This is a genomic window from Salegentibacter salinarum (assembly GCF_900168115.1).
GTDB classification, from domain to species: Bacteria; Bacteroidota; Bacteroidia; order Flavobacteriales; family Flavobacteriaceae; genus Salegentibacter; species Salegentibacter salinarum.
Genome location: NZ_FUZC01000012.1, coordinates 104,814 through 128,866, shown reverse-complemented (window position 1 = coordinate 128,866; position 24,053 = coordinate 104,814). Strand labels below are relative to the sequence as shown.

The window sequence follows — 24,053 nt, the reverse complement described above, 5'->3', positions numbered from 1 at the left end:
TCAAAAAAGGGATTAATATTTCTGAAAAACCTCTAAACCGAAACTTTGGGTTCTAAATTTATTCCGATTAGAGAATTTTTGAGTTCTTCCAATTCTCCCAGCAATTGATTTTTACCATTCTGAAAAAGATTGGTTTTATTGCTGAATAAATCCTGGTAATAGGAGATTCCGTCTAAAAGATTAAGTTTGAATTTTTCCAATTTTTTCTTCTGTTTTGCAGAAGGTTCATCCATACATTCTTCAATTTCATTTTTGAAATAATCCAGGTAAATCTTTAATTCCTTTACAAACATATTGGGGCGGTGAGGCATTTCCATCACAGAAATATTTCCGTAGATATGTTGAACCATTTTTGAAAGCGAAATAACTTTTGAGAAATAAGCCAAATTTGGCCCGGGACAAATTGCAACGCCCTGTGCCTGGCCCTTTATTCTAATGTCGTTTTCAATAAAAGAGGCATTCCCAAGGCCAACACATAAACATGCTTTTTCGGTAATTTTGTTCTTCTTTTTCGCTAATACCTCCTGGGAGAAACTATCTTTCTTTTCTTCCAGGTCTTTAAGTTTTATATCCTGGAATTTTTTAGAAGCTGAACAGATTCCTTTCTCATCGTATTCTTTACTTAAGGCCAGGAATTTTTTAGGACAGGAACTTCCACTTTTATTTTGAGCAATTCTTTTTTCTTTTAGTTGTTCGTTGGTAGTTCCGCGCACGGTATTAAAGGGAATGCCCAGAGGAGAAATATGGCTTAAATAAAGGTCTTTTTCTTTCGCTTTCACCAGTAATCTGCGTGTTTCAATATCAACCGACGTAGCTTCAGGCACCAGTAAAAATGGCGTTCCCCAGCCTACAGAGGAAACTTTGTAATGATCCAGTAAAAAATTATGTTCTTCGGCAGTTCCCACGCCGCCCTGAACCGTAATTTTTAAATCAAGAGGTTTTTCTGGAGCCGGAATATCTTTTTGTTCTAAAGCTTTGCTCATTAATTCGTGAGCCGATTGTATAAGCTGATCTTTTTTCTGATTAAATTCTTCTAGAATTGGCCCCAATAGGTGACCATCGGTAGCAAAAGCGTGACCGCCGCAGTTTAAACCCGATTCGATTCTATACTCTGAAACCCATAATCCTTTTTTTGCCAGGTAATTTCCCTGGATTGAAGCCGACCTGAAATCGCTTACTTTCAGAATTATTTTCTTTTTAAGATTGCCATTGACATCCGGAAAAAAATCTTTAAAATTTTCAAAATAGCTGTAAAGCCTGGGATTTAATCCTGCTGAAAGTACAATGGAAGATGAAAGTTTTGAATTTGCGAATCCGCGTAGGGCAGCGTGAGCATCATTAAATTCTACAGGTAGCTGCTCGTTTTTAACGAAATTGTCTTTATCAATTTTCGCCATAATATTTACATCTATACTGCCTGGGCTAAGATGGTTTTCTATATAGTTGCGTAATTTTTCTTTGGCATCAGTGCCGCTATTCAACAAATTTTGAAACCCCTGTTTTATTTCAGAATGATTGGGTAAGATGGAAAGATAATTTTCTAAAGCAGTTTTACTTTCGGCCAGTTCCTTTTTAAATTTCTCAAACTTATCCTGCACAATATTGTTTACAAGGTCTAAATAAGAGGTAATTCGTTCTGCTCGGGAATCGGGATTATTCTTTGGGATTTCCTTATAGGGCAAATCAAATTTTTTACTGTAAAAGGCATTCATTTTTTCAATAAGCTCGTCGTCAATAATCGAGATTACCGAAGAGATTCCGTATTTAGCGACCCGCAGCGGACTGTCAATTGTAAAAGCTGTTCCCATTACCGGGATATGAAAACTGTGCATTTGGTTTGTTTTGGTCATATTCTAATAGTTTTTCGGCAGCGGCTAACTTGCACCGCTACCTTTCCTGTTAAAAATGAGGAGTTAAAATTGCAATTTGTAAAGGAAAGAAGTTGAAAACAGCTAAAATATGATCCGCGTCATATTTCGAAAAGTAAGTGAAGTTAAGAGTAGGCTAGTGATAAAGTTACTTTTTCCGGTTTATTAGATTTAAAAGAATTCTTAGGAAAAATCTTCCATAAAAAAGCCCCCAAAGGTTTAAAGCCATTGGGGGTTTTCTGCATTAATAATATATTTAGAAACTGGAATACCTTAGTCTATTTTTCTAAAGTTACCTTCGCCGTCAAATTCCAATTCGGTACCATCAGCCAGTTCTATTTCCTGCTCTTTTTTCTGTTTTTCCCATCCAATTATCTGTGCATCTGCGTAGTTTTCTTCAACATAAGCAGCAATCTTAGAGGGCAGGGCAGCGATTGGTATAACCACATCATTCTGGCTTTCAATTTCAAGGATATTTCCATTTTCATCAAAATCAAGTTCCAGTTCGTTGGAAAGAATTACTTCAAATTTCTCATCTTCCCAAATTTGCCATTTACTGTTCTCTTTTACCTCTTTTACATCAACGGAAGAAAAATTCTGTTGAATATATTCTTGGGCCGTAGCGGGTAAATTGTTGGTGCTTGTTTGTGCAAAAATTCCTAAAGTGCACAATGTGAAAATTCCTGATAAAATTACTTTTTTCATAATATTTGATTTTTTATTCGATGCGAAGTAAGCTTCGAAAACTGGAAAGAATTTGGAATTGGGCTTCTAGAAATCCTAATATTCTCCCAAATTTGGATTTTTAGAATTTGGCTTGTCATTCCCATTTTTTTCCAGTTTTGATATTCATATTTGTATTTCTTGGGAGAATTGTAAAAAAAGTGGCAGTTTTGAAACTTATATATTATTCTTGCAATTAAAACAGTTTCCATACGCAGATAAAAAATTCTTAATGAAGATTCAACATTTACTTATTCTAAGCTTAATTTTATTTTTTAGTATTTCCCACGCGCAGGATATCACTGAAAATAGTTTTGGGAATGGCATAATTAATACGGTAGCAAGAGATAGTTCCTTCAGCTTAAAGTTTGGCGCAAGGTTTCAGTCATTGTTTGTTAGTGAATGGCGCGATTCTGAGTTTGAAGGATTTGAATCGGAAAGTTCAAATCTTCTAATTAGACGTGCCAGGTTAAAATTTGATGGTTTTGCTTATTCGCCTAGATTAAAATATAAAATCGAGTTGGGACTTTCTAACCGTGATATGTCAGGAGCTTCAAAATTCACCAATAATACTCCGCGTTATTTACTGGATGCAGTATTAAAGTGGAATTTCTATGAGAATTTCGTGTTATGGGCCGGCCAGACAAAATTGCCCGGAAACAGGGAACGGGTAGTTTCTTCAGGAGATCTACAATTTGTAGACAGATCTTTATTAAATAGCAGATTCAATATAGACAGGGATGTAGGGGTACAATTGAGGCATAAAACCTATTTAGGAAATCAATTTGTGGTTAAGGAAATTTTAGCTTTTTCCCAGGGGGAAGGAAGAAATGTAGTCACCGGAAATCTTGGAGGATTTCAATATACCGGCCGTTTAGAGGTTTTACCTTTTGGAGAATTTAAGGATTACCGCGAGGCTTCCTTAGAAAGATATGAAACTCCAAAATTGGCAATGGGCGTAACATATGATTTTAATAATGACGCCGTAAAAACCCGCTCTAATATGGGTGGATATATGTTTACTGAAAACGGCTTTCATTCAACCAATATTTCTACATTTTTCGCCGATCTAATGTTTAAATACAAAGGAATATCAGTTTTAGGGGAATTTGCTCACCGGGATGCCGATAATCCGATTGCCTTGGAGGAAGATGGAACACCCACCGGTGCAGTTGTAAATGTAGGGAACTCTATTAACCTGCAGGGTGGATATTTATTTGATAACAACATAGAAGTTGTAGGTAGATTTACCCAGGTTAAAGAAGACATTATGGGTTCGCTGTTTCCTGATGAAAAACAATATACCTTGGGGCTTTCTAAATATATTTTTAAACACAAATTAAAAGTACAAACCGATTTAAGTTTCAGAGATAGTCCAGATCCCAAATGGAATAATCTTATGTACCGGCTTCAGGTAGATTTCCATTTATAATTTTTGAAAGAGAAGAAAATCTAACTGATGTTTTAAAACTATTACCATGAAAATTCTAATAATAGAAGACGAAAAGGATATGTTGCAAAACATGAAAGATTTTCTATTGAAGGAGAATTTTGTGGTAGAAACAGCAGAGAGTGTTGCCGAGGCACGTAATAAAATTGGGGTTTATACCTACGACTGCATTTTACTGGATATTAATTTAAAAGACGGAAGTGGTTTTCAGCTTTTAGAAGAATTGAAACAAAATAAAATTGAAGACGGGGTAATTATTGTTTCCGCCAGGAATTCCTTAGACGATAAACTTGAAGGCTTAAACCTGGGAGCCGACGACTATCTCGCGAAGCCTTTTCATATGGCAGAGTTAAATGCCCGTGTTAAAGCCGTACTGCGAAGACGCCAGTTTAACGGGAATAATAAAATTAAGATTGGCAACCTAAGTATAGACCTGGATGAGCACGAAGCGAGCATAGATGATAAGCCCTTACATTTAAACCGAAAAGAATACGAAATACTATTATTCTTTACTTCAAACCAAAACCGGCTGGTAAATAAGTCGGCATTGGCAGAGCACGTTTGGGGAGATCATATTGACCAGGCCGATAGTTTTGAATTCATTTATTCCCAGATTAAAAATCTTCGAAAAAAACTAAAAACCGCCGGTGCCGAGATAGAAATCAAGGCGGTTTATGGAATTGGCTATAAATTAATTACCCAATGAAATTATTAAATTATACCACCAGTTATTTTTCAGCGATACTGCTGGTTCTTTTGGGAATTTGGGCGGTAATTTTTTACCTGGAAATGCTGGATGAAATTTATGACAGCCTGGACGATGGCCTGGACAACCAGAAAATGCTGGTGATTAACCGGGCCAAACAAGATCCTGAAGTGCTTCAACGTTCAGAATTTAAAGATGGCAGTTACACCATTAAGCCAATAGATAAAAGTAGTGCAATAAGCTTCAAGGATTTTTATCGCGATACGCTTATGTATATGCAAAATGAAGATGAATATGAACCGGTAAGGCTGCTGGAAACCGTATTTAAAAAAGACGATGAATTTTATAAGCTGAAGATTATAACATCCATGGTCGAAGAAGACGACCTTATTGAAGATTTACTGTTTTCCCTTATTCTTCTTTATGTAGGTTTGATTTTGAGTATTGTTTTACTCAATAATTTAATACTGAAGAAAATATGGAATCCGTTTTATACTTTGTTGCAACAACTCAAAGATTTCAGGCTTGGTAAAGATCAAAAGATTGAAACCGTTCCGTCAAAGATTGAAGAATTTAATTTGCTAAATACCCGGGTAGAGCAAATGTTGGGGAAATCTATTTCGAGTTATAATAGCCAGAAACAATTTATAGAAAATGCCGCGCACGAACTACAAACTCCTTTGGCTATCAGTATCAATAAGCTGGAGTTGCTTGTAGAAAAGGAAGATATGAACGATGAACAAATTGAGTTAATTGCTTCGGTTTTATATAATTTAGAAGGCTTAACCCGAATGAACAAGTCTTTGCTTTTACTCTCTAAAATTGAAAACCAGCAATTTCCCGAGGAAGAAATAGTGAATTTTAATGATTTAATTACTGAATTAAAAAGCGATTTTCAAGACCTCGCCGGTCATAAAGAAATGGAGATCAGTATAGGAAGTACATCAGAATTAAATTATAAAATGAATAAAGGCCTGGCGAGAATTTTACTTTCAAATTTGTTGAAAAATGCTATTATTCACGGGCAAAAGAGGAGTGAGATTGAAATAGAAATTTCAGCAAGAAATTTTATCATAAGCAATATTGCAAATAATGGTGCTTTAGATCCTGAAAATGTATTTTCGCGGTTTCAAAAGAAATCTCCTTCCAAAAATTCCACCGGCATCGGGCTGGCCATCGCGCAAACCATTGCTAAAAAATACGAGTTACAATTAATTTATCATTACAAGCAAAAACACGTTTTTCAGCTAAGATTTCCATACTAAACGTTATTTATTTCAAAAATAAAATTTACCCTCCACTAATTCCAGCTTTCTTCCAGTATTGTACTTCAACTTTGTTTAAAATTAAAAATAATAAAGATGAAAAAGTCAATTTTTTTAATCCTGGCAATTGCCCTGGGCTTTACCGCTTGTGAAAATGATGATATGCGGAACTCTGATATTCCTTCAGTAGTATTAAATGGGTTTACCGAAGAATTTCCTGATGCTAAAGGCGTAGAATGGGAGATAAAAGCCGATTTCTATGAAGCCGATTTCGATCTTGCGAATGTTGATTACGAAGCTGTAATAAATACAGATGGAAGTCTTGTGAGATATAAGTATGAGATTGTTTACGATGAGCTTCCCGAAGCAGTAAAAGCTACAATCACTGCCGATTACGATCAAACAAAAATTGATGATATTGAGGTGCTTAAAATCTCAGAAAACACCTATTACCAGATAGAATTTGATGAAGAACCAACCGATGTGAAGGTCATTTTTGGAAAAACAGGCGAGGTTAATACTGAAGTTACCACCTGGTAATTATAAAAATAATGAAAATGGTAAATAAAATAGTAACGCTAATTGTATTGGGAGTATTAAGCCTTGCCGGCTTAATACTCTTTGGTTATAGCGAATTTGTAACTAAAGATATACTTCAGGATCAACCTGTGGCGTACGAGATAATTAATGAATGGCAGCTGCCTAAAGAACTCGATGAGGTTTCGGGAATAGACTGGTTAGGCGATAATAAACTGGCTTGCATTCAGGATGAAGATGGTATGATTTTTATTTTCAACTTGGAAACTTCTAAAGTAGAAAAAAGTGTAGAATTCGCAGGAGCAGGCGATTACGAGGATATTCGCATTGTTGGCACAACCGCCTTTGTTTTAAGAAGTGATGGTGAAATTTTTGAAGTTCGAGATTTTTTATCGGGTAATTCAAAAACCAAAACCTACAGTAATTTTTTAACTCAAAAACAGAACCTGGAAAGCTTAGCCTGGGATAAAAATAATAAGCGTTTGCTTTTGGCCATAAAAGATAAAGAACCTAAGGATGATAATTATAAAGGCGTTTATCAATTCTCTTTAACCGATAAAGAATTACAGGAAAAGCCACTTTATCGTTTAAATATGGAAGACAGTTTACTGAGGCAAAGAGAAACAAAACTCAATAAAAAACTGCAGCCTTCTGCACTTTCCATTCACCCGGGAAATAGCAATTTCTACATTCTGGATGGCCGGGCTCCACAGTTGATAATTGCTAACAGTAAAATGAAATTCAAAAAGCGATACGCTTTGCACAAGGATGATTTTGAGCAGGCCGAAGGTCTTACTTTTAGTGAAAACGGCAGACTGTTTATTTCTAATGAAGGCAAAGGCGGAAAAGCAAATATCCTTGAAATAGTTTTTAAATAGATTTATGAAAGAATTAGAAGAGAATACTAACATAAAGAAGAGTAAAGCTCCATTAATTTTTTCATTAATCGTAATTCTTGTTCTTGTAGGGGGATATTTTTTTATCCCTTCAGTGAACGAATTTTTTAATGAAGCCTGGGAGGTTTTAACCAGTAACGATAACCAAAGAATAAAAGCCTGGGTTTCCAATTTTGGATGGATAGGGCCTTTGGTGCTTATTATTGCCATGATTGCCCAAATGTTTCTTTTAGTTATTCCATCGGTAGCATTGATGATTGTTTCAATTCTTGCTTACGGACCGGTAGGTGGGAGCTTAATAGTTTTTACCGCCATCTTTTGCGCATCATCGGTAGGCTATTTTATTGGTCGCTATTTTGGCCCTGTAATTGTTCAAAAATTATTGGGGCCAAAAACTGAAAACAAAATAAGTGACTTTTTGGATGATTATGGTTTTTGGGCTGTGATTGTTACCAGGATTAATCCGTTTTTAAGTAATGATGCAATTAGTTTTGTAGGCGGAATTCTAAAAATTGGTTACTGGAAATTTATTGGTGCCACCTTATTGGGGATCGCACCACTTACACTTTTTATCGCCTTAATCGGAGATAGCACTCAGCAACTAAAAGACGGCTTGTTATGGGGTTCTCTGGTGAGTTTAGTCCTTTTTATCGGGTATGTGTATTGGGATAAAAAGAAGAGGTGAAAAAATTTCTGTAATAAAGAGCTCAGAATATTAGAATTTCCATAAGATGAGCTATTGCTCCCGATTTGTTTTAAGAAATTAAGAATCTGGAAATACTTCTTTTAGAAATCTAAAAGAGGTATTTTTAGCCTATGGAAAATCAAATTGAAGAGCAGGTTTTTAATAATAAAAACCTTCAAAATCATACTTTTGCTAACAGCTATGAATCTTGCCAATTTACTAACTGTAATTTTTCTACTGGTAGCTTAAAAGGAATCCTTTTTATAGATTGTGAATTTGAAGATTGCGACCTGAGTAATGTAAATCTTGACCATACCTCATTCCAAAATTGCAATTTTAAAGCCTGTAAAATGATGGGGCTGCTTTTTAATAATTGCGAGCCTTTCGCTTTCTCTCTTTCGGTTAATGAGTGTATTCTAAATCACTCTTCTTTCTTCGGAATGAAACTTAATAAAACTAATTTTCAGAATTCTAAACTTCAGGAAGTAGATTTTTCGGCGGCCGATTTATCTCATTCAAAATTCCTGAATTCTGAACTTTCCGGTGCTGTTTTTCAGAATACAAATCTTACTAAAGCCGATTTCAGCAGTGCACGAGATTATAATATAGATCCTGAAAATAATAAATTGAAAGGGGCTAAATTCAGCCTTGATCAGGTAAGCGGATTATTGAATAAATATCAAATTAAAATTGAATAAAAAGTTGAACTTAAATTTATAAGAAAAAGAGATGAGTTTACTGAATAAATTAATGGGCAATGCGGCCAGTATATCTAAAGAAGAATTAGATAAAAAATATGGCCGCTTATTAACCGAAACCGAAGAAATTGAACTGGGTTTTTCGCTCTTGCGCGATATTTTTATGTTTACTAACAAGCGACTTATTTTAATAGATATCCAGGGCCTTACCGGGAAAAAACAGGAATATTTATCGCTTCCGTACAGGCATATTTCCAGGTTTTCCCTTGAAACCGCCGGGACCTTTGATTTAGACGCCGAATTAAAGATCTGGATTTCCAGTGAAAATGCACCAAGCGTAAGTAAACGTTTTAATAAAAGCATAGATATATATGCGGTACAACGGTACCTGGCCGAGAAAGTTATTTAGCGTCAAGGAAGCTCGAAATGGTTTAAAAACCACAACCTGCATGCTTGCATTTGAGGATTAGACTAGATCATTTTTAGCTTAAAACGCCAGGACCTATTTTAATATTTGTTTAGAAAGATTAACTAAAGTTTATTACAGATTGTATCGCCGTGCATCTATCTATTGATACTTTTATAGTAATCAAACACAAGAGATTATGATTTCTATCTGGTATATTTTGTTTTTTATTGTGCTTTTTATCCTAATCTTTTTTTGGAGAAAGAGACACTCGAATCGTGATTCTAAAACCGATAATATAAAAGCAAAAAAAGAAGATTTTAACCCGGAATTTTCATCAAAACCTGAAACTGAGGAAGAGGAGGAAGGCAGCAATAAAAAATAGTTTTACTATTAGTTCATTTTGCTAAAGCTTTCGGTCCAATCTCTAAATATTTATAGAAATTTGTCCAACACGGTGAATTGGAGCCCCAACCATATTCACATTATTCATTTTATTTCTTCTAATTAGTAATTTCGCCAGTTTTTATTAAAAAACTGGAAAGGTCATTCTTTTTTAATTATCTATAAAAATTAAATTCTTCTAAAGGCATTATACATCCTTCATTTTCCCTTATAGGAAAAAATTAATAAGAAAATTTAGAAATCCGGATTCGGTTTAACATTCAGCCGTAAAGAAATATTGACTTCAGCTTAGTTATTGCCGGCTCTGAAGCAGGTTTTAAAATATAATACCTCCCAAGATTTTATTAACAAAGGTTTTGCCTGAAATTAGTATAAATTTTTCCTGCTCCTTCCTAATTTTATAAATAAGCCTTGTTCAGTTCCTCAATACAAGGTTTTTAAAGAGTAGATAATCAGCTTATAGCAGCTATTATCTCCCTGGAATTTAATTTTAAAACCTTAAAAACTATGGTTTCAAATACCATTTGGAATTCTTTTGAGACAGTTCATGAATTTCCCGTTCTGGAAAGTAATCATCAGGTAGATGTAAGTATAATTGGCGGGGGAATTACCGGAATTTCTACCGCTTATTTTCTTAAAAAGGCCGGTTTAAAAGTTGCCGTACTCGATGCTGGAAAAATTGGAATGGGAACCACCGGCCATAGCACTGGAAATCTTTATCATATAATAGCCGAGTTACTTTCTTCATTAGATTCTAAATATGATGAGGAGACGATTAAAAAAGTATTGAAAGCCCGAGCTTCAGCTTTAGAAATTATTGAAAGAATTATCCAGAAGGAAAGTATGGATTGTGATTTCACCCGGCAACCCATGTACCTTTTCTCTGAAGATAATACCGGGAAAATTCAGAAGGAAATTTCAGTTTCCTCAAAGCTGGGAGTTTCTCATGAAGACCTTTCCGGGGAAAATTTCTCTTTTAAGGCTGCAAAAATCCTTAAATATCCCGCTCAGGCACAGTTTAATCCTTTCTTGTATGTCAATCAATTAGCAAATAAAATCAAATCAGAAGAGTGTCAGATTTTTCAGGATTCAAAAGTAGAAGAAGTTGAAAAGTTGGAGCATGATAATTACAATTTAAAAACTGCGAAAGGCGAAGTTTCAAGCAAATATTTGGTACATGCCGCGCATAGTTCTAAAGGCATTGATATAAAGTTTGATACTACTTTAGGGCCTTACCGCGAATATGCCGTAGCCGCAAGGTTGAAAACAGAGAATTATCCGCAGGGAATTTTCTGGGAATATAAAGGCAAAGAAAAATACTCTTTCCGCTCTTATAAACGGAATGGGAAATCTTACGTGATGGCGGTTGGAAAATCTTATAAAGTAGGCCAGTCTGATAATAATTCCGAATTAATGGATTCCCTGGTAAAGTATTTACAGGGAAAATTTCCAGTAGAGAAACTCACACATTTTTGGGGAGGTCAAAATTATAAACCTGCAGACCTTTTACCATCTATTGGGAGAAAAAGTATGAATAAAGATGAATTTATAGCCACCGGTTTTTCTACTGATGGATTGATCTATGGAAGCCTTGCCGGAAAAATCATAACCGATTTAATTACCGGAAAGGTAAATGAGTATGAAGAATTATTTAATCCGTTGCGGGTTAATCCGGTAAAATCGTCAAAATCTTTTATCAAGGAAAACCTGAATGTTGCGAAAGAATTTTTCAAAGATCATATCCTGGGAAGTTCTACTGAAGAAATAGAAAAACTAGGCGCGGGAGAAGGTAGAGTAGTGGAGATTGAAGGTAAGAAGTTTGGAGTTTCCCGGGACATAAATAACCGGTACGAAATAGTATCGGCAAGTTGCACGCATTTGGGATGTGTAATTCATTGGAACGATTTAGAAAAATCATGGGATTGCCCCTGTCATGGGAGCAGGTTTACACCATCGGGCGAAGTAATTGAAGGCCCAGCAATGGATGCACTGCCGAGAATAAGTGATAACGAGTAAAAAATAATATCCCTATAATTTTAAAATTAATAGAAAGTATATAATAACCACCAAAAACAGAAAAATTATGAAAGCATTAGTTTGGCATGGAAGAAACGACGTAAGAATAGACACCGTTCCCGATCCGAAAATCAAAGAACCTACAGATGTTATTCTTAAAATAACTTCTACTGCAATTTGTGGATCAGATCTTCATATTGTAGATGGAATGGTTCCCACTATGGAAAAAGGAGATATTTTAGGCCACGAATTTATGGGCGAAGTTGTGGAAGCCGGCCGTGAGGTAAAAAAGTTCAAAGTAGGAGACAGGGTTGTGGTGCCATTCACCATAGCCTGCGGGAATTGCGAATATTGTGATGATACCCTTTACAGTTTATGTGATAATTCCAATCCAAATCCCGAAAAAGCCAAAGCAAATTTAGGACATTCTATTTCAGGGATTTTTGGTTATTCCCATATGCTTGGGGGCTTTGACGGTGGCCAGGCAGAATATGTGAGAGTTCCTTATGCCGATGTTGGCCCTATTAAAGTTCCTTCAACTTTAAGCGATGATCAGTCACTTTTTCTATCAGATATTTTCCCTACAGGCTATATGGCAGCAGAAAATGCCGATATTAAAAGAGGTGATACCGTGGCTATTTGGGGTTGTGGTCCTGTGGGACAGTTTGCGATTCAAAGTGCCTTTATGCTGGGAGCCGAAAGGGTTATCGCCATAGATTCAGTAAAAGAAAGATTGGATATGGCCAAAAATCATTCCAGGGTTGAGCTTATTCGAACCACTGATCGTGATGATGTATATGAAAAACTGATGGAAATGACTAACGGGAAAGGTCCCGATTCCTGTATAGATGCAGTAGGAGCAGAAGCTCACGGAGATACACTAGTTGGCAAAGCTGTAGATAAAACCAAAGAAGTTCTTCAATTACCAATGTCCCGACCCTATGTGCTACAACAAATTATGATGAGTTGTAAAAAAGCGGGAACAGTTTCTATTCCGGGTGTGTATATTGGGATGGTTAACGAGATTCCGTTTGGCGCTGCTATGAATAAAGCGCTGACTTTTAAAATGGGACAAACTCACGTTCAGCGTTATTTAAAACCTTTACTGGATAAAGTCGATGAGGGACTCATTGATCCTAGTTTTATAATTACCCACAGAATGAAACTGGACGAGGCTCCAAAAGCATACGATCTATTTAAAAAGAAAGAAGATAAGTGTGTCAAGGTGGTATTAACACCTTAATATTTATCATATTTTTCTATCAGGCCCTTTCCGGAGTTTATAACTACCGGAAGGTCTGATTTTTTCTTTAATATTTTTTTGAATTGATTTATATGGCTTTTTATAAAGTGATTAACTGGGCGTTTGCTGTACTGGGATTTTGTGTAATGGCTTTGTTCCTATTCAAACTGGAACAGGCATTTTCAGCAACACCTACCGCGGAGGCTGCGCAACAGGCGCTTCAGAATTTTCAAATTAGTATTTGGTGCGGATGGCTGTTAATTACCGGCCCCGCTATTTATTTCCGGTGGAAAGCAGGGAATCATATACTTTTCATCATAGATTATCTAATTGCTGTCACCGCTTTTATCATTTTTGGTGTTTATGTAAATCGGGGAGCAGAACTCGAATTGTGGTCCTTGGGTGATTCTTTTAGAGGAAATGTGACTTTTCTGGTCATCAGGAATATTTTGCTTATTTGCGGAATGACCGCTTTTATCCACGCTGCCATCTGGTGGTTTTCTAAAAGATGGCATCGCAGATAGTTTGAACTAAAATCCTGGTCTGCAAATTCTTTTATCAGTCTACGCACTCCCTAAACTAAAAAGCAAAAGTTAGGAGTTCTTTGCCACATTCTCCACGCGCTGCGTGGTATCCGCTTTTGTAAGGCTCAGTCTCACTATACTATTTTCCGTGGCTTTTAAGTCGTGGGGCACATTGCCTTCCAGGGTTATTAAATCTCCTTTTTTCAAGGGGTGTTTTTCTCCGTTTACCCCAAAATCAATAGCCCCTTCAAATATTTCTACCACTATGGGGAAGGGAGTTTTATGCTCTTTAAGACCCTGATCTTTTTTAAAGGCCATCCTTATTTCTTTACTGACTTCAGTTTCAAATAATACTTTTACCGCCGGCGATTTCTCGCTATATTCCAGATTCTCGGTTAGTGATGATTTCTTCATTTTTATTTTTTTTAAAATTATATTCTTTAATTTACTCGATTTTTGGTCCAGGGTTCTTTATGAAGCTTCAACTTCATCGTTGCCATATATCAGTTCTAAAAAATCAACTTTGGGCAGGGCGCCAAAGTAATCTTCAATTATTACCGGTTCCAATAATTTATTGATTTCCTGCCTGTCATACCTCGCTCCGAGTAATAAATTTTCCAGCTGTTTTACGGGTTCTTTTCCGAAGAAATCTCCATAGATTTTAAAATTGATGATTTCCCCTTTTTCTACGAAAATCCTTAGATCAATTTCCCCTACCGAAAAACGCTTACTACGTTGAATATTGAATTTAGGCGACTTACCGTAGTTCCATTCCCAGGTCCCATATTTTTCATCTTTTAGCGCATGTACCGCCTTCCATTCTGCAGCAGAGAGATGATAGGTTTCAAAATCTTCATTTTCATTATATAATCCCTTTAAGATTAAAGCTCTAAAATCTTCAACATCTATTTTTTCTGTGAGAAATTCGCTAATATTTGCCACCCGGCTACGGCTGGATTTGTGACCTTTAGACTGAATTTTGGTCATTTTTACATTCAGAGCTTTTACTACCTCTTCCAGATTAGTGTCCAGAAGCAAAGTACCGTGGTGTAACATTCTTTTTCCCGTAGAAAACTGTGCATTTCCTGAAATCTTCTTGTCGTTTGCCAACACATCATTTCGCCCTTTTAATTCGGCAGGGACTCCCATTTTCCTGAGGATTTTTATCACCGGCTCGGTGAATTTTGCAAAGTTATTTAAGCTTTTTACATCGTGATTTGTGATAAAGCTGAAATTTAGATTGCCAAAATCGTGATATACGGCGCCACCGCCAGAAACCCTTCTCACCACGTGAAGCCCGTTTTCTTCAACATAATCAAAATTGATTTCTTCCAGGGTATTCTGGTTTCTTCCAATAATTATGGAAGGTTCATTTATATAAAAGAGCAAATAATCATTTGCGGGATCAAAATTTCGCAGTGCATATTCTTCCAGTGCAAGATTTATTCTGGGATCATTAATTCCTTCGTTATCTATAAAAACCATTTTTCATTTTTTAATTACCAAAAACGTGATTCTTCAATTTAGAATATTTTTCGGGTTTATTTCTAATTTCAGCTTATTTCAGAACAAATTATTGAAATGCTGATTTCAAATTCAATTCGGCAACAAAGTAACGGTTATAATAGGGCAGGGATAATGATTGAAATCATATACAAGAATCGGGAGTTGAATATTTAGATAGCTGGGCGAATCATTTAAATTTTCGGTAAAAAAGAACATTTTGTAAAGTTTAGATTAGTTTTAGAACTTCTAAGCTTAACCATGTAGTAAAAATTAATTATCTTACCGGTTTTTGGTGACAGAACGAAATTATTTATTATTTTATATTTAAAAATTGATTATGGGCAGACCTTCCACAAAAGCTAAAGATTTGAGAGATGGCTATTATATTGAAGTCAGGAATAAGAACCAACGAAGCGGTATCAAGATAAGAAGAGATACCAAAGAGCAATTGCTTCTTGCTATTGAAGAGTATAAGGAAAGCAAAGAGGTTGTTGTATTAGGAAAATCTGAGAACGGAAAAATGAAAGAAATTCCAGATATTAAAGTTGATTAATTGCTTTTTTGAAAGTTGAAAGAAAAGAATCGATAAATGAAATTTTTTAACGAATTTTCCCAATTATCATCGTAAAGTAAAACACCCCGTAAATCTTAGGATTTTGGGGTTTTTTACTTTAATTTTTTGCAGTAAAATGACTGCCATCAATAATTTAACGGGTAAAATAATTGAGTATATTAAATCCATCCATAAAACATCACATTATAATAGGTTTCCTTATAGGTATTTGGACATTCATTTTTGCTTTTATTATTAGACCATTTGATGATGGCACTCTCAATTTTCGTTTATGGGCGTTAATAAGTATAGGGTTTAGTCTAATGACTTTTTTTTCTTATACCTTGCTTGCCATAATTCAAAAAAGTGTATACCTAAAACTATCAAGCTGGAATATCCATTTTGAAATCGCCAGTCTTATTCTTTTCTATCTAGTTTATTTATTGGGCATATATGTCTATTACAAAAGTCCGATTTTGGCAGGAGGATACACTTTTATGGAATTTACTACTATAATATTCCTCAAGTTGGCCTTGATTAGTGCGCCTGTTATTATTTTAGCACGTAGGTATCTAATTAAGCTTATTCCAGTAAAAGAGGATATTCTGACTATTAGGGGAGATAATAAATTAGATTTACTAAGAATCACAAAATCCGATTTAATATGTGTTTCCAATGCACAAAATTATATTGAAATTTTCCACACGGAAAACGGTCAATTAAAATCAAAACTCATTCGGTACTCCCTGAAAAAAATGCAAGAAGATTTTGACATTTTAGTTCAAATCCATCGTTCACATTTAATAAATCTATCACATTTTAAGTCATGGAAAAATTCCAATACAATATATTTAACACAGATTGAACTTCCAGTTTCAAAAAATTACAAAGATCAACTATTATCTTTATAATTTTTCATACCTAAAACGAAACATTTCATCCCTAATCCTTTTCAGACTCACTTGGACTCAAGTTTCATTTTAATTTTACCCTCTAAAAAATTAATAAAACATGAAACTAAAAACTCTTTGTCTTACTGGATTGGTGCTTTTTGTAATAAGCTATATCCTGTTTTCACAAGGTGCAAAATGGGCCTTCGCTCAAAAACCGATAGATTTTGCACATTGGTTCAATTTAATTGGAGCAGTATTGCTGATTTCGTTTAACAAGGTGTTTCCAAAAAACAAGATACATTCATTAGCTTCCTTTTTATTAATTTTAGGAGTTATTGCCCATATTGGTCTTTGCACAATCGATTTTATAATGTGGAGTTTTGGGAATGATGAAATTAGTAAAGCGGAATTAAGTAATCATATTAGCAATACTCCCTCAATATTCTATCCTTTCATTATAATTGGCCCTTCTTTACTTTTTCTGGGCCTGGCAATTCACGCATCTAATTTCATTAAAACAAACCCAATAAGTTCAAGTATGGTAATTATTGGTGCACCAGCAATAGGTTTATCATTTTTTATAATTAAGAGTGGATCCTTTATGGCATTAAGCTGCGTCATATTTGCAACTGGATTGGCACTACTTCTATTTAGAGAAAAATACACTCTAAAACGTTTTAAAATTAAATAAAGAAAGCGACATAGCTTTTGTTTGGTTTACTTTCAGTGGTTGCAGGTTTAGATTCTATCATCTATTCCTTGATCCAAATCCTTCATAAATAAGGTTGTAAACTTTATTTAGGATTATCATAAAAAGGTGTAAATTATAAATAAGGATTAACAGTAAAAACTGTAATGTTTTTTCAGGACGACACATATTATCGCCAAGATCGGTGGAACTTAAATAATAACTTATAGAACATCTTCTTTTAAGGTCATATTTCTCAAGGCGCACTTACATAATTAATCGGTTTGTTGCAGTTCAGCCTAAAACTTACGGGATTCAGTTTAAAATTACATAACCAGGTATTTCTTAACTTTAGACTCTAGCAAAAAAGAGCTTCTAATTCATGAGTACTAAGCACCCATCCAAGAATACAGTAGGAACACTATGGCATACATTTATCAGTAGCTATGCGTGGCGTTGGTTTCAGTATTTAATGGTATTTACAATTTTCTCTTTAGTGGTAAATCATCTAGCATCGCGCGATAGTTTTCCAGATGGTGAATCGTATAGATTTCCCATAGAAGGTTTTCTGTCGTCTATTGCTTTATGTATTCTCATTGGAATTATAGCTGATCTTAATTTTAAATTTTACAAGAAAAAGCATTTCTCTAGAAAGGTAGAAATGGTCACTATTGCGGGGTTTATGGCGTCTACCCTAGGCTATATTATAATCTTGTATATCCCTCTAAATATCATTATAAATATAGTTGCAGGAGGAAATACAGAGTTCTACTATTTATTAATTGGTTTGCTCATCACCTTATTATTGAGTTTTATTCTCGTGGGTTTATTGTATGCGAGAGACCTATACAATTTATATAAGTTGTCTTTAAAAAATGCTGAAATTACTATTGAAAGCGGCGCGAAAATGACGAAACTTACCTATGAAAATATTGTTTGCTTTTACATAGAGGACAAAATTGTGTATACGGTTCAAAATGATGGCACAACAATTAGCACCGATTTTACATTGAATGAGCTTGAAGAAAAAATAAACGATCAATTGTTTTTTAGAGCCAATCGGAAAACTATTATTCACAAAGATGCTGTTGACCAAATTGAAAAGATTGAAAATGGTAAGTTGCGTATTCGGTTAAAAACTTCCATTGAAAACGATACGATTGCTCAAATCCATATCAGTCGTTACAAGCGAAAAGAATTTATGGATTGGTTTCAATGAAGATGCCAAAAAGTACCGACTATTCAGTTATAAATTCATTACCATTCAGTAAAAACCTATGTAATCAAAGGGATTTTTAGAGATTTTGTTCATTGTTTAGCTTAGAATTTAGAATCATAAAAAAATGAACAACATCACTTTCCGACAAATATTAGTTCCTTCCATCACCATTGCAATCATCTGCTTTATATGGTTTGGACCCATACGTTTAAGTTACGTAGAAAACATTGTTATATCAATACTAATTATTATAGCTAATTATATAGAATATAACGGAAAACCGTTTTCCGCCCTGGGGTTTCAACGGAAAAAATTCACAGTAAAAAACATCTTAGTATTTGCTCCATTAGTGGCATTAGGACTCTTTGTTTTTTATGTCTTCGCATTGGTTCCTGGAATTACAGAACTCACAGGAGTTCCTATTGATTATTCAAGTTTCGATCAATTGAGAGGAAATCTTCTAGCCTGTTTAATTGCATTATTGTTAGTGTGGGCAACTGCGGGGTTTGGTGAAGAAATTATCTTTCGCGGCTATTTTATGCGACAATTTGTAAAATTCTTTGGAGAGAGCAAAGTCAGTATTGTGCTTAATATTGTGCTACTTGCTGCTTTTTTTGGCTTTCTGCATAGTTATCAGGGAATTACAGGGCAGCTTGTTACAGGAATTGTCGGGGGGCTATTGGCCTTGATTTTCTACTTGCGTAAATACGATTTGTGGTTTGTTATTGCTGTACATGGTTTTTTTGACTCCATTGCCATAATTTGTATTTATTTTGGTTTGGCGTAATGTTGTCATGACTTATAATAGAGAGGGTCCGGAATCTGTAATAAATTCAAATCTAAAGTAACTCATAATTACTGCCCAATTTGTGGTAATTCAAAAAAAATAAAAAGAATTGATGGAAAGTATTTAATTCAAGAACTTCGTTCTGTCTTGAGTTTTGAGAAAGGTTTTCCATTTACCGTTCGAGAATTGGCCACTAACCCCGGGAGAAGTATAAAAGACTTTTTAAATGAAGACAGAAATAGATTAGTAAAACCAGTGGTGTTTTTAATAATAATGTCTCTTATTTATACTGTATTCAATACTATTTTTCACTTTGAGGATGGTTACGCTCAATTTTCAGGGAACGAAGACAAGGTGACTCTTTCAATATCCCAATGGATACAAGAAAATTATGACTATGCGAATATTATCATGGTTATTTTTATTGCTGGATGGGGACTTTTGTTACTATACTTCGTGACGCAGGAGTGGCAGATAAAATAATTATGAGTATTAAAGGACACCGGGATATTAAGACATTTAATATGTACCATCACATTAGTTCTTTTAAAAACTGTTAATAGAGTCTTCGCAGGTTTATAAGTTTGTATTTTAAAACATATAAAAAACATATTACACTAGTATTATATGTTATAGCATATAATTTTTTATTTTTTATAAAATTTATACGTTAAAACATATAATGGAGGAGCTTGCAGCAAGGGCAGGGGTAGCATTAACTGTTATCCGAAAAATCGAGCAAAATAAAATGAATCTAAATCTGGAAAAGGTCAATCAGGTTTTAAAAATGTTTGGTCATAAACTTGTACCCGTAAGTTTTAAAGATAGAGAGAGCAATGAGGCAGGCTAAAATTTTATATAATAATCTATTTTGTGGGTTATTGACCGAAACTGACGATGGCACTTTTACATTTCAATATGATGAAGAATACTTAAATCGTCACCCTAGTCAGTTCATAACTTTCACTATGCCAGTAAGAAAGAGTATAAGGATAAGCGCTTATTTGCATTTTTTGAAGGTTTAATTCCGGAAGGTTGGCTACTAGATATAGCTTCGAAAAATTGGAAATCAATAGGAATGATCGAATGGGAATACTTTTGGAGTGCTACCAAAATTGTATAGGAGCTGTGAGTGTGCAACCAATACCAGAGCAGAATGAGTAAGTGTTTATATTGTTATAAAGAAGTTTCCACAGGAGGAGATTTTCACGAAGAATGTAGTCTAAAATTCTTTAGAACAAAGACAGCTCCTAGAATAGACTATTCTATTCAGGAAATGGCCAAACTGGCTCAACAAGTTGTAGAAAGAAGAATTTCAGTTCCTGGTGTGCAGCCTAAATTATCTATGTCTGTGTTGGAGGATAATAGAAAAGATCAGCGTCTTACCGTAGTTGGCGCTTTAGGGGGTAACTATATATTTAAACCACCTTCAGAAGATTTTTCCGAAATGCCGGCCAATGAGCATGTAACAATGAAAATGGCCAATTATTTAATATTGATGTTGTTCCTCATTCTTTGATTAGACTATCTTCTGGAAAGTTATCATATATCACCAAGCGAATAGATCGAACCTGTCAACTATTTTGTCAACGCAAATTAAAAAGCCTCGTAAACACTGGGCTTACGAGGCTTTTTAATGGAGTCGGAGGGAACGACCTAAATTTCGACTTTATAGTGTTTGCAGGGCCTCCCAAAGGGGTGAAATTTATTGGTCACCGAATTGGTCTCGCTTTAACAAACTTTAACGTTTGAATAGTCCGGATGATTTTTGGAGTAATTAAGAAACAGTATGATTTATTTTGATTATTATGTACAAATGTAAAGTTTTTGTAGATTCCTTTAGACTAAAATATAATAGGCCTAGGTATCTGTATTATTCTTTACAAATTGGCAAGTATAAATAGAAATTAAATGATGATCTGGAAAACTCCAAAATTTGTTCTTTCCTAAAGATTCAAAAATCTTGAAAGTTTTCAAACTTTCATCTGAAGCAAATTGAACTTTGGCTGTGTTAAGGTAAAACAGGAGCCTATAGATAGTTCTGAGGTAGAAAATATTGTTACCATTATCACCTATAATGAAATTTATATGGCAAGCATAGGTATCTAAAAACTTATCTCTAGTCAAGCTAAAAAAAGTGAAGAATTAAATATTTGCCATGACAACTGCTTACAGCAATCGTAGCCAAAATAATTGATCGGCTATCCCTGTTTGCATTACAATGAAACCTGGATAGGAAACCAACGTGATTATAATTACATATGGCATGGAAAGGTCAACATTCTATTGAAGGGAGATTAATATTTCGTGTTTTCCAGACTTTAAATTAAATCTTGCTTTTTCTCCCGATTCAACATCCTTTCCATTTAGCTGCATGTTCTTAGCTTTTAAATGAACCGTAGCTGTACTATTAGGAGGGATAGATACTTCATATTTTACGACATTTTCTTCCTGTTTCTCCCACTTGGAAATAATTTCACCATATGGCCCATCATGCCTTGCCTCAAAATTTTCAAGGTCATCTACAAAATTTGGTTTTAAAATTACATTTTTAAATCCGGGATTTTCGTGATCAGGAAAAATCCCTCCCAGTGCTTTAAAAAACCAGGCGCTAACTTCTCCAAACATGATATGATTCCTGGAAAGATCGGAATCTGCACCAATATCCCAGTTTTCCAATAGGGTGGTAGCGCCATTTTTTATCCACCATCCCCAGGAAGGATATGTCTCTCTCGATGCTACCTCATAAGCGAGATCTTCATATCCATTTTCGCTAAGCGCATTTAAAATAGTCTTTGATCCCAGTAAGCCGACATTAATATGTTTCTCATCTTCTATTACTTTTGCAGCAAGATTCTTCGCCACTAGTTCTTTTTGATTTGTTGGAACAATCCCCCAATATAATGGAGCGCTTAATTCTGTCTGGAATCCACTTCCATAGATACCTGTTTCTTTATTCAGGTATTTCTCATTAATAGCTAGTTTGATCTTTTCAGCCAGATCGCTATACTTTCTATTATCCTCTTCTTTACCAAGAAGTTTGGCTGTCTTTGCTAAAATATTTGCATCTACATAATAGTAGATAGAGGAGGTTAATTCCACCGGAGTTTTATCCTCCACAGGAACCCAATCACCCAATCCCCAGTCTGTCAAACCAGAAGGACTGATTTCTGTAATATGATCTACATAAAGTTTTATATTATCGTAATTTTCTTCCAATGCACGACTGTCTCCATAAAACTGGTATAATTCCCAGGGTATTATTGCGATGGTACTGGTCCAATCCGGACCATTCCCCCAATCATACCCCCATCCCCAAGTAGGGATAATAGAAGGCAACACCCCATTTGGCTGCTGCTCGTCCCTATGGTCATCCATCCATTTTTCATACACGGTAATTCCGTCATAATTATATAAACCCGTTTCTATGGCTATATGGGCATCCCCTGTCCACCCGTTTTTTTCTCGCTGAGGGCAATCTGTTGGGTAGCCAAATAGGTTAGATAAGTATGAAGCATTGGTGGCTTCCCAGATTTTATTTATTATCTCATTTGAGCTTTTAATTTTCCCCACTTGCGGCACATCACTATGCATAAACATACCGGTAAGGCTTTCTTTATTTAATTCAACAGGTTTATTACTTTTTACTTCCACATATTGAAAGCCCTTATAGTTGAATTTAGGCATAAAGGTTTCTTCTCCATCCCCCTTTAAAGTGAAAATATCGGTTTGAAATGGGTCAGAATCGTCCGTAGGCCTGTAATGTACATCGATATTGGACATGTCAATGGCACCAGTACTATCCAGTTGTTCCGCATGAGTGATCCTTAATTCCGTGTTTGGTTCTCCTTTGAGTTTTATCTTGCTTACCCCAGAAATATTACGGCCCAAATCAAAGATGTATTTCGTATCACTAATTTTTTGTACACTAACTGGTTTAATTTCTTCTGTACTTCTTACAGGATGTAAGCTTTGTGCCACAATATTATTAGAAGGGGCTTCGGTCTCTATCGCATTTTCCCATGCAGAACCTTCAAAATTAGGAGAGTTCCAGTTAGAGTCTTCTAAATTTGCATTATAATGTTCGGCGGTATAAATACTATTAAAGATAATAGGGCCGGTGGCGGTTTTCCAGTCGCTATCGGTAACAATATCTTCTGAAGTCCCATCTTTATATTGAATCTTTAAGTTCATTAAAAATCTGGGGCGGTTACGCCACCCCGCTTCGTGGAAATTCCATACAGCGGTAGATTGATGATTATACCATCCATTTCCTAAAATAACTCCAAGGGCAATTTCATCTTCTTCCTGAATTTGCTTTGTTACATCGTGGGTAACATATAGGTTTCTTTTATCATAGCGGGTGTAAGTTGGGTCTAAGCGATTATTCCCTATTTTATCACCATTAATATGCAGTTCAAATAATCCAGCAGCAGTAATATAAGCAGTAGCTTTTTTTACCTCTTTAGTGATATCAATTTCTTTTCTAAAATAGGGTGCTGGTTTTAAATCCATATCTTCTCCATCGGTAATCCACGAACCTTTCCAAGTTTCGTTCATTATTCCGGTTTCAAAACTGGCGACTTCTGAAATCGCATTAATCTTTGAGTTTTCAACACCAATTCTAACGCTCCAGTAATATTTGGTAAATGGTTTTAAAGGTTCTCCGTCATAGATGGCTAGATTGCTACCATCAGCTAGTTCTCCTGATTGCCAAAAATTGCCCTTTCCGTTGGAAACCTCAACAGAATCAGTTCCCACATAGATTTCATAGTTTTCCTGCAGCACCTCTTGATCTCCGGTTTCTAGCTTCCATCTAAACCTGGGTTTTTCAGTATCGAGGCCTATTGGGTTTTTAAGGTACTCGGAAGTTAGACTAGCTACTTTTACGTTTTTAGGTTTCTCTTTCTGGCATGAAACAAAGATCTGGAGGAGTAAAATAAATAAGCCAGTTGTAAGAGAGTTAAGTTTCATATAAAGTATAA

The 24,053-nt window shown here is 35.2% G+C and carries 26 protein-coding genes; 21 read left to right on the top strand and 5 right to left on the bottom strand.

What is annotated here, in order from left to right; translation table 11 throughout:
• Positions 1-32: 32 nt before the first annotated feature.
• Positions 33-1,850 carry a hypothetical protein gene (locus tag B5X53_RS14465; protein ID WP_079713943.1) on the bottom strand — a complete coding sequence of 606 codons (1,818 nt, stop codon included), beginning with the start codon at positions 1,848-1,850 and terminating at the stop codon, positions 33-35.
• 291 nt (positions 1,851-2,141) lie between these two features.
• Complete coding sequence (locus tag B5X53_RS14460; protein ID WP_079713942.1) at positions 2,142-2,573, bottom strand: PepSY-like domain-containing protein; 432 nt, start codon at positions 2,571-2,573, stop codon at positions 2,142-2,144.
• A 250-nt stretch (positions 2,574-2,823) separates the two neighbouring features.
• Between B5X53_RS14460 and B5X53_RS14450 the strand changes: the two genes are divergently transcribed.
• The 12 genes from B5X53_RS14450 to B5X53_RS14395 all read left to right on the top strand — a co-directional run bounded on the left by B5X53_RS14450 (position 2,824) and on the right by B5X53_RS14395 (position 13,422).
• A complete protein-coding gene (locus tag B5X53_RS14450) occupies positions 2,824-4,023 on the top strand; it encodes a porin (RefSeq protein ID WP_079713954.1) in 1,200 nt (399 codons plus the stop codon).
• A gap of 46 nt (positions 4,024-4,069) precedes the next feature.
• Complete coding sequence (locus B5X53_RS14445; RefSeq protein ID WP_079713940.1) at positions 4,070-4,747, top strand: response regulator transcription factor; 678 nt, start codon at positions 4,070-4,072, stop codon at positions 4,745-4,747.
• Positions 4,744-6,012, top strand: coding sequence for a sensor histidine kinase (locus B5X53_RS14440; RefSeq protein ID WP_079713939.1), 1,269 nt, complete (start codon positions 4,744-4,746; stop codon positions 6,010-6,012). The genes B5X53_RS14445 and B5X53_RS14440 overlap by 4 nt, the downstream gene beginning before the upstream one ends.
• Before the next feature lie 96 nt (positions 6,013-6,108).
• The gene (locus B5X53_RS14435; RefSeq protein WP_079713938.1) at positions 6,109-6,552 is read left to right on the top strand and encodes a PepSY-like domain-containing protein; all 444 of its coding nucleotides are present in this window, start codon (positions 6,109-6,111) and stop codon (positions 6,550-6,552) included.
• 17 nt (positions 6,553-6,569) lie between these two features.
• Positions 6,570-7,427, top strand: coding sequence for an SdiA-regulated domain-containing protein (locus tag B5X53_RS14430; protein WP_157822080.1), 858 nt, complete (start codon positions 6,570-6,572; stop codon positions 7,425-7,427).
• 4 nt (positions 7,428-7,431) lie between these two features.
• Positions 7,432-8,130, top strand: coding sequence for a TVP38/TMEM64 family protein (locus B5X53_RS14425; protein ID WP_079713936.1), 699 nt, complete (start codon positions 7,432-7,434; stop codon positions 8,128-8,130).
• Between the two features lie 131 nt (positions 8,131-8,261).
• Complete coding sequence (locus B5X53_RS14420; RefSeq protein ID WP_079713935.1) at positions 8,262-8,828, top strand: pentapeptide repeat-containing protein; 567 nt, start codon at positions 8,262-8,264, stop codon at positions 8,826-8,828.
• A gap of 31 nt (positions 8,829-8,859) precedes the next feature.
• Positions 8,860-9,237, top strand: a complete 378-nt coding sequence (locus B5X53_RS14415) for a PH domain-containing protein (protein WP_079713934.1) — start codon at positions 8,860-8,862, stop codon at positions 9,235-9,237.
• 196 nt (positions 9,238-9,433) lie between these two features.
• Complete coding sequence (locus B5X53_RS14410; protein WP_079713933.1) at positions 9,434-9,619, top strand: hypothetical protein; 186 nt, start codon at positions 9,434-9,436, stop codon at positions 9,617-9,619.
• A gap of 527 nt (positions 9,620-10,146) precedes the next feature.
• Entirely contained in the window at positions 10,147-11,655 is a 1,509-nt protein-coding gene (locus B5X53_RS14405; RefSeq protein WP_079713932.1) for an FAD-dependent oxidoreductase, read from the top strand.
• Positions 11,656-11,722: 67 nt separating this feature from the next.
• Entirely contained in the window at positions 11,723-12,898 is a 1,176-nt protein-coding gene (locus tag B5X53_RS14400; RefSeq protein ID WP_079713931.1) for a zinc-dependent alcohol dehydrogenase, read from the top strand.
• 92 nt (positions 12,899-12,990) lie between these two features.
• Complete coding sequence (locus tag B5X53_RS14395) at positions 12,991-13,422, top strand: hypothetical protein (RefSeq protein WP_079713930.1); 432 nt, start codon at positions 12,991-12,993, stop codon at positions 13,420-13,422.
• 69 nt (positions 13,423-13,491) lie between these two features.
• Here B5X53_RS14395 and B5X53_RS14390 read toward each other — a convergent pair whose 3' ends face one another.
• Both B5X53_RS14390 and B5X53_RS14385 read right to left on the bottom strand, forming a co-directional pair.
• Positions 13,492-13,836: a cupin domain-containing protein gene (locus B5X53_RS14390; protein ID WP_079713929.1), complete on the bottom strand. Its 345-nt coding sequence runs from the start codon at positions 13,834-13,836 to the stop codon at positions 13,492-13,494.
• A 57-nt stretch (positions 13,837-13,893) separates the two neighbouring features.
• Positions 13,894-14,907 (bottom strand): lipoate--protein ligase, encoded by a 1,014-nt coding sequence (locus B5X53_RS14385; protein ID WP_079713928.1) that lies wholly within the window; start codon positions 14,905-14,907, stop codon positions 13,894-13,896.
• A gap of 358 nt (positions 14,908-15,265) precedes the next feature.
• On the opposite strand from B5X53_RS14385, the gene B5X53_RS14380 reads away from it, so the two are divergent.
• The 9 genes from B5X53_RS14380 (at position 15,266) to B5X53_RS14340 (ending at position 20,587) form a co-directional block, all read left to right on the top strand.
• Positions 15,266-15,481: a hypothetical protein gene (locus B5X53_RS14380; RefSeq protein WP_079713927.1), complete on the top strand. Its 216-nt coding sequence runs from the start codon at positions 15,266-15,268 to the stop codon at positions 15,479-15,481.
• 170 nt (positions 15,482-15,651) lie between these two features.
• Positions 15,652-16,392 carry a LytTR family DNA-binding domain-containing protein gene (locus B5X53_RS14375; RefSeq protein WP_079713926.1) on the top strand — a complete coding sequence of 247 codons (741 nt, stop codon included), beginning with the start codon at positions 15,652-15,654 and terminating at the stop codon, positions 16,390-16,392.
• 100 nt (positions 16,393-16,492) lie between these two features.
• Positions 16,493-17,065 (top strand): hypothetical protein, encoded by a 573-nt coding sequence (locus B5X53_RS14370; RefSeq protein ID WP_079713925.1) that lies wholly within the window; start codon positions 16,493-16,495, stop codon positions 17,063-17,065.
• Between the two features lie 379 nt (positions 17,066-17,444).
• A complete protein-coding gene (locus tag B5X53_RS14365) occupies positions 17,445-18,281 on the top strand; it encodes a LytR/AlgR family response regulator transcription factor (protein WP_079713924.1) in 837 nt (278 codons plus the stop codon).
• Between the two features lie 124 nt (positions 18,282-18,405).
• Positions 18,406-19,068 carry a CPBP family intramembrane glutamic endopeptidase gene (locus tag B5X53_RS14360; RefSeq protein WP_079713923.1) on the top strand — a complete coding sequence of 221 codons (663 nt, stop codon included), beginning with the start codon at positions 18,406-18,408 and terminating at the stop codon, positions 19,066-19,068.
• A 147-nt stretch (positions 19,069-19,215) separates the two neighbouring features.
• Complete coding sequence (locus tag B5X53_RS19670; RefSeq protein ID WP_157822081.1) at positions 19,216-19,551, top strand: DUF3667 domain-containing protein; 336 nt, start codon at positions 19,216-19,218, stop codon at positions 19,549-19,551.
• 199 nt (positions 19,552-19,750) lie between these two features.
• Positions 19,751-19,918: a helix-turn-helix domain-containing protein gene (locus B5X53_RS14350; RefSeq protein WP_079713921.1), complete on the top strand. Its 168-nt coding sequence runs from the start codon at positions 19,751-19,753 to the stop codon at positions 19,916-19,918.
• Positions 19,905-20,093: a HipA N-terminal domain-containing protein gene (locus B5X53_RS19730; protein WP_317042329.1), complete on the top strand. Its 189-nt coding sequence runs from the start codon at positions 19,905-19,907 to the stop codon at positions 20,091-20,093. Before B5X53_RS14350 ends, B5X53_RS19730 begins: the two co-directional genes overlap by 14 nt.
• A gap of 131 nt (positions 20,094-20,224) precedes the next feature.
• Positions 20,225-20,587: a HipA domain-containing protein gene (locus tag B5X53_RS14340; protein WP_232764060.1), complete on the top strand. Its 363-nt coding sequence runs from the start codon at positions 20,225-20,227 to the stop codon at positions 20,585-20,587.
• 764 nt (positions 20,588-21,351) lie between these two features.
• Here B5X53_RS14340 and B5X53_RS14330 read toward each other — a convergent pair.
• Complete coding sequence (locus B5X53_RS14330; protein ID WP_079713919.1) at positions 21,352-24,042, bottom strand: alpha-L-rhamnosidase; 2,691 nt, start codon at positions 24,040-24,042, stop codon at positions 21,352-21,354.
• Positions 24,043-24,053 lie beyond the last annotated feature (11 nt).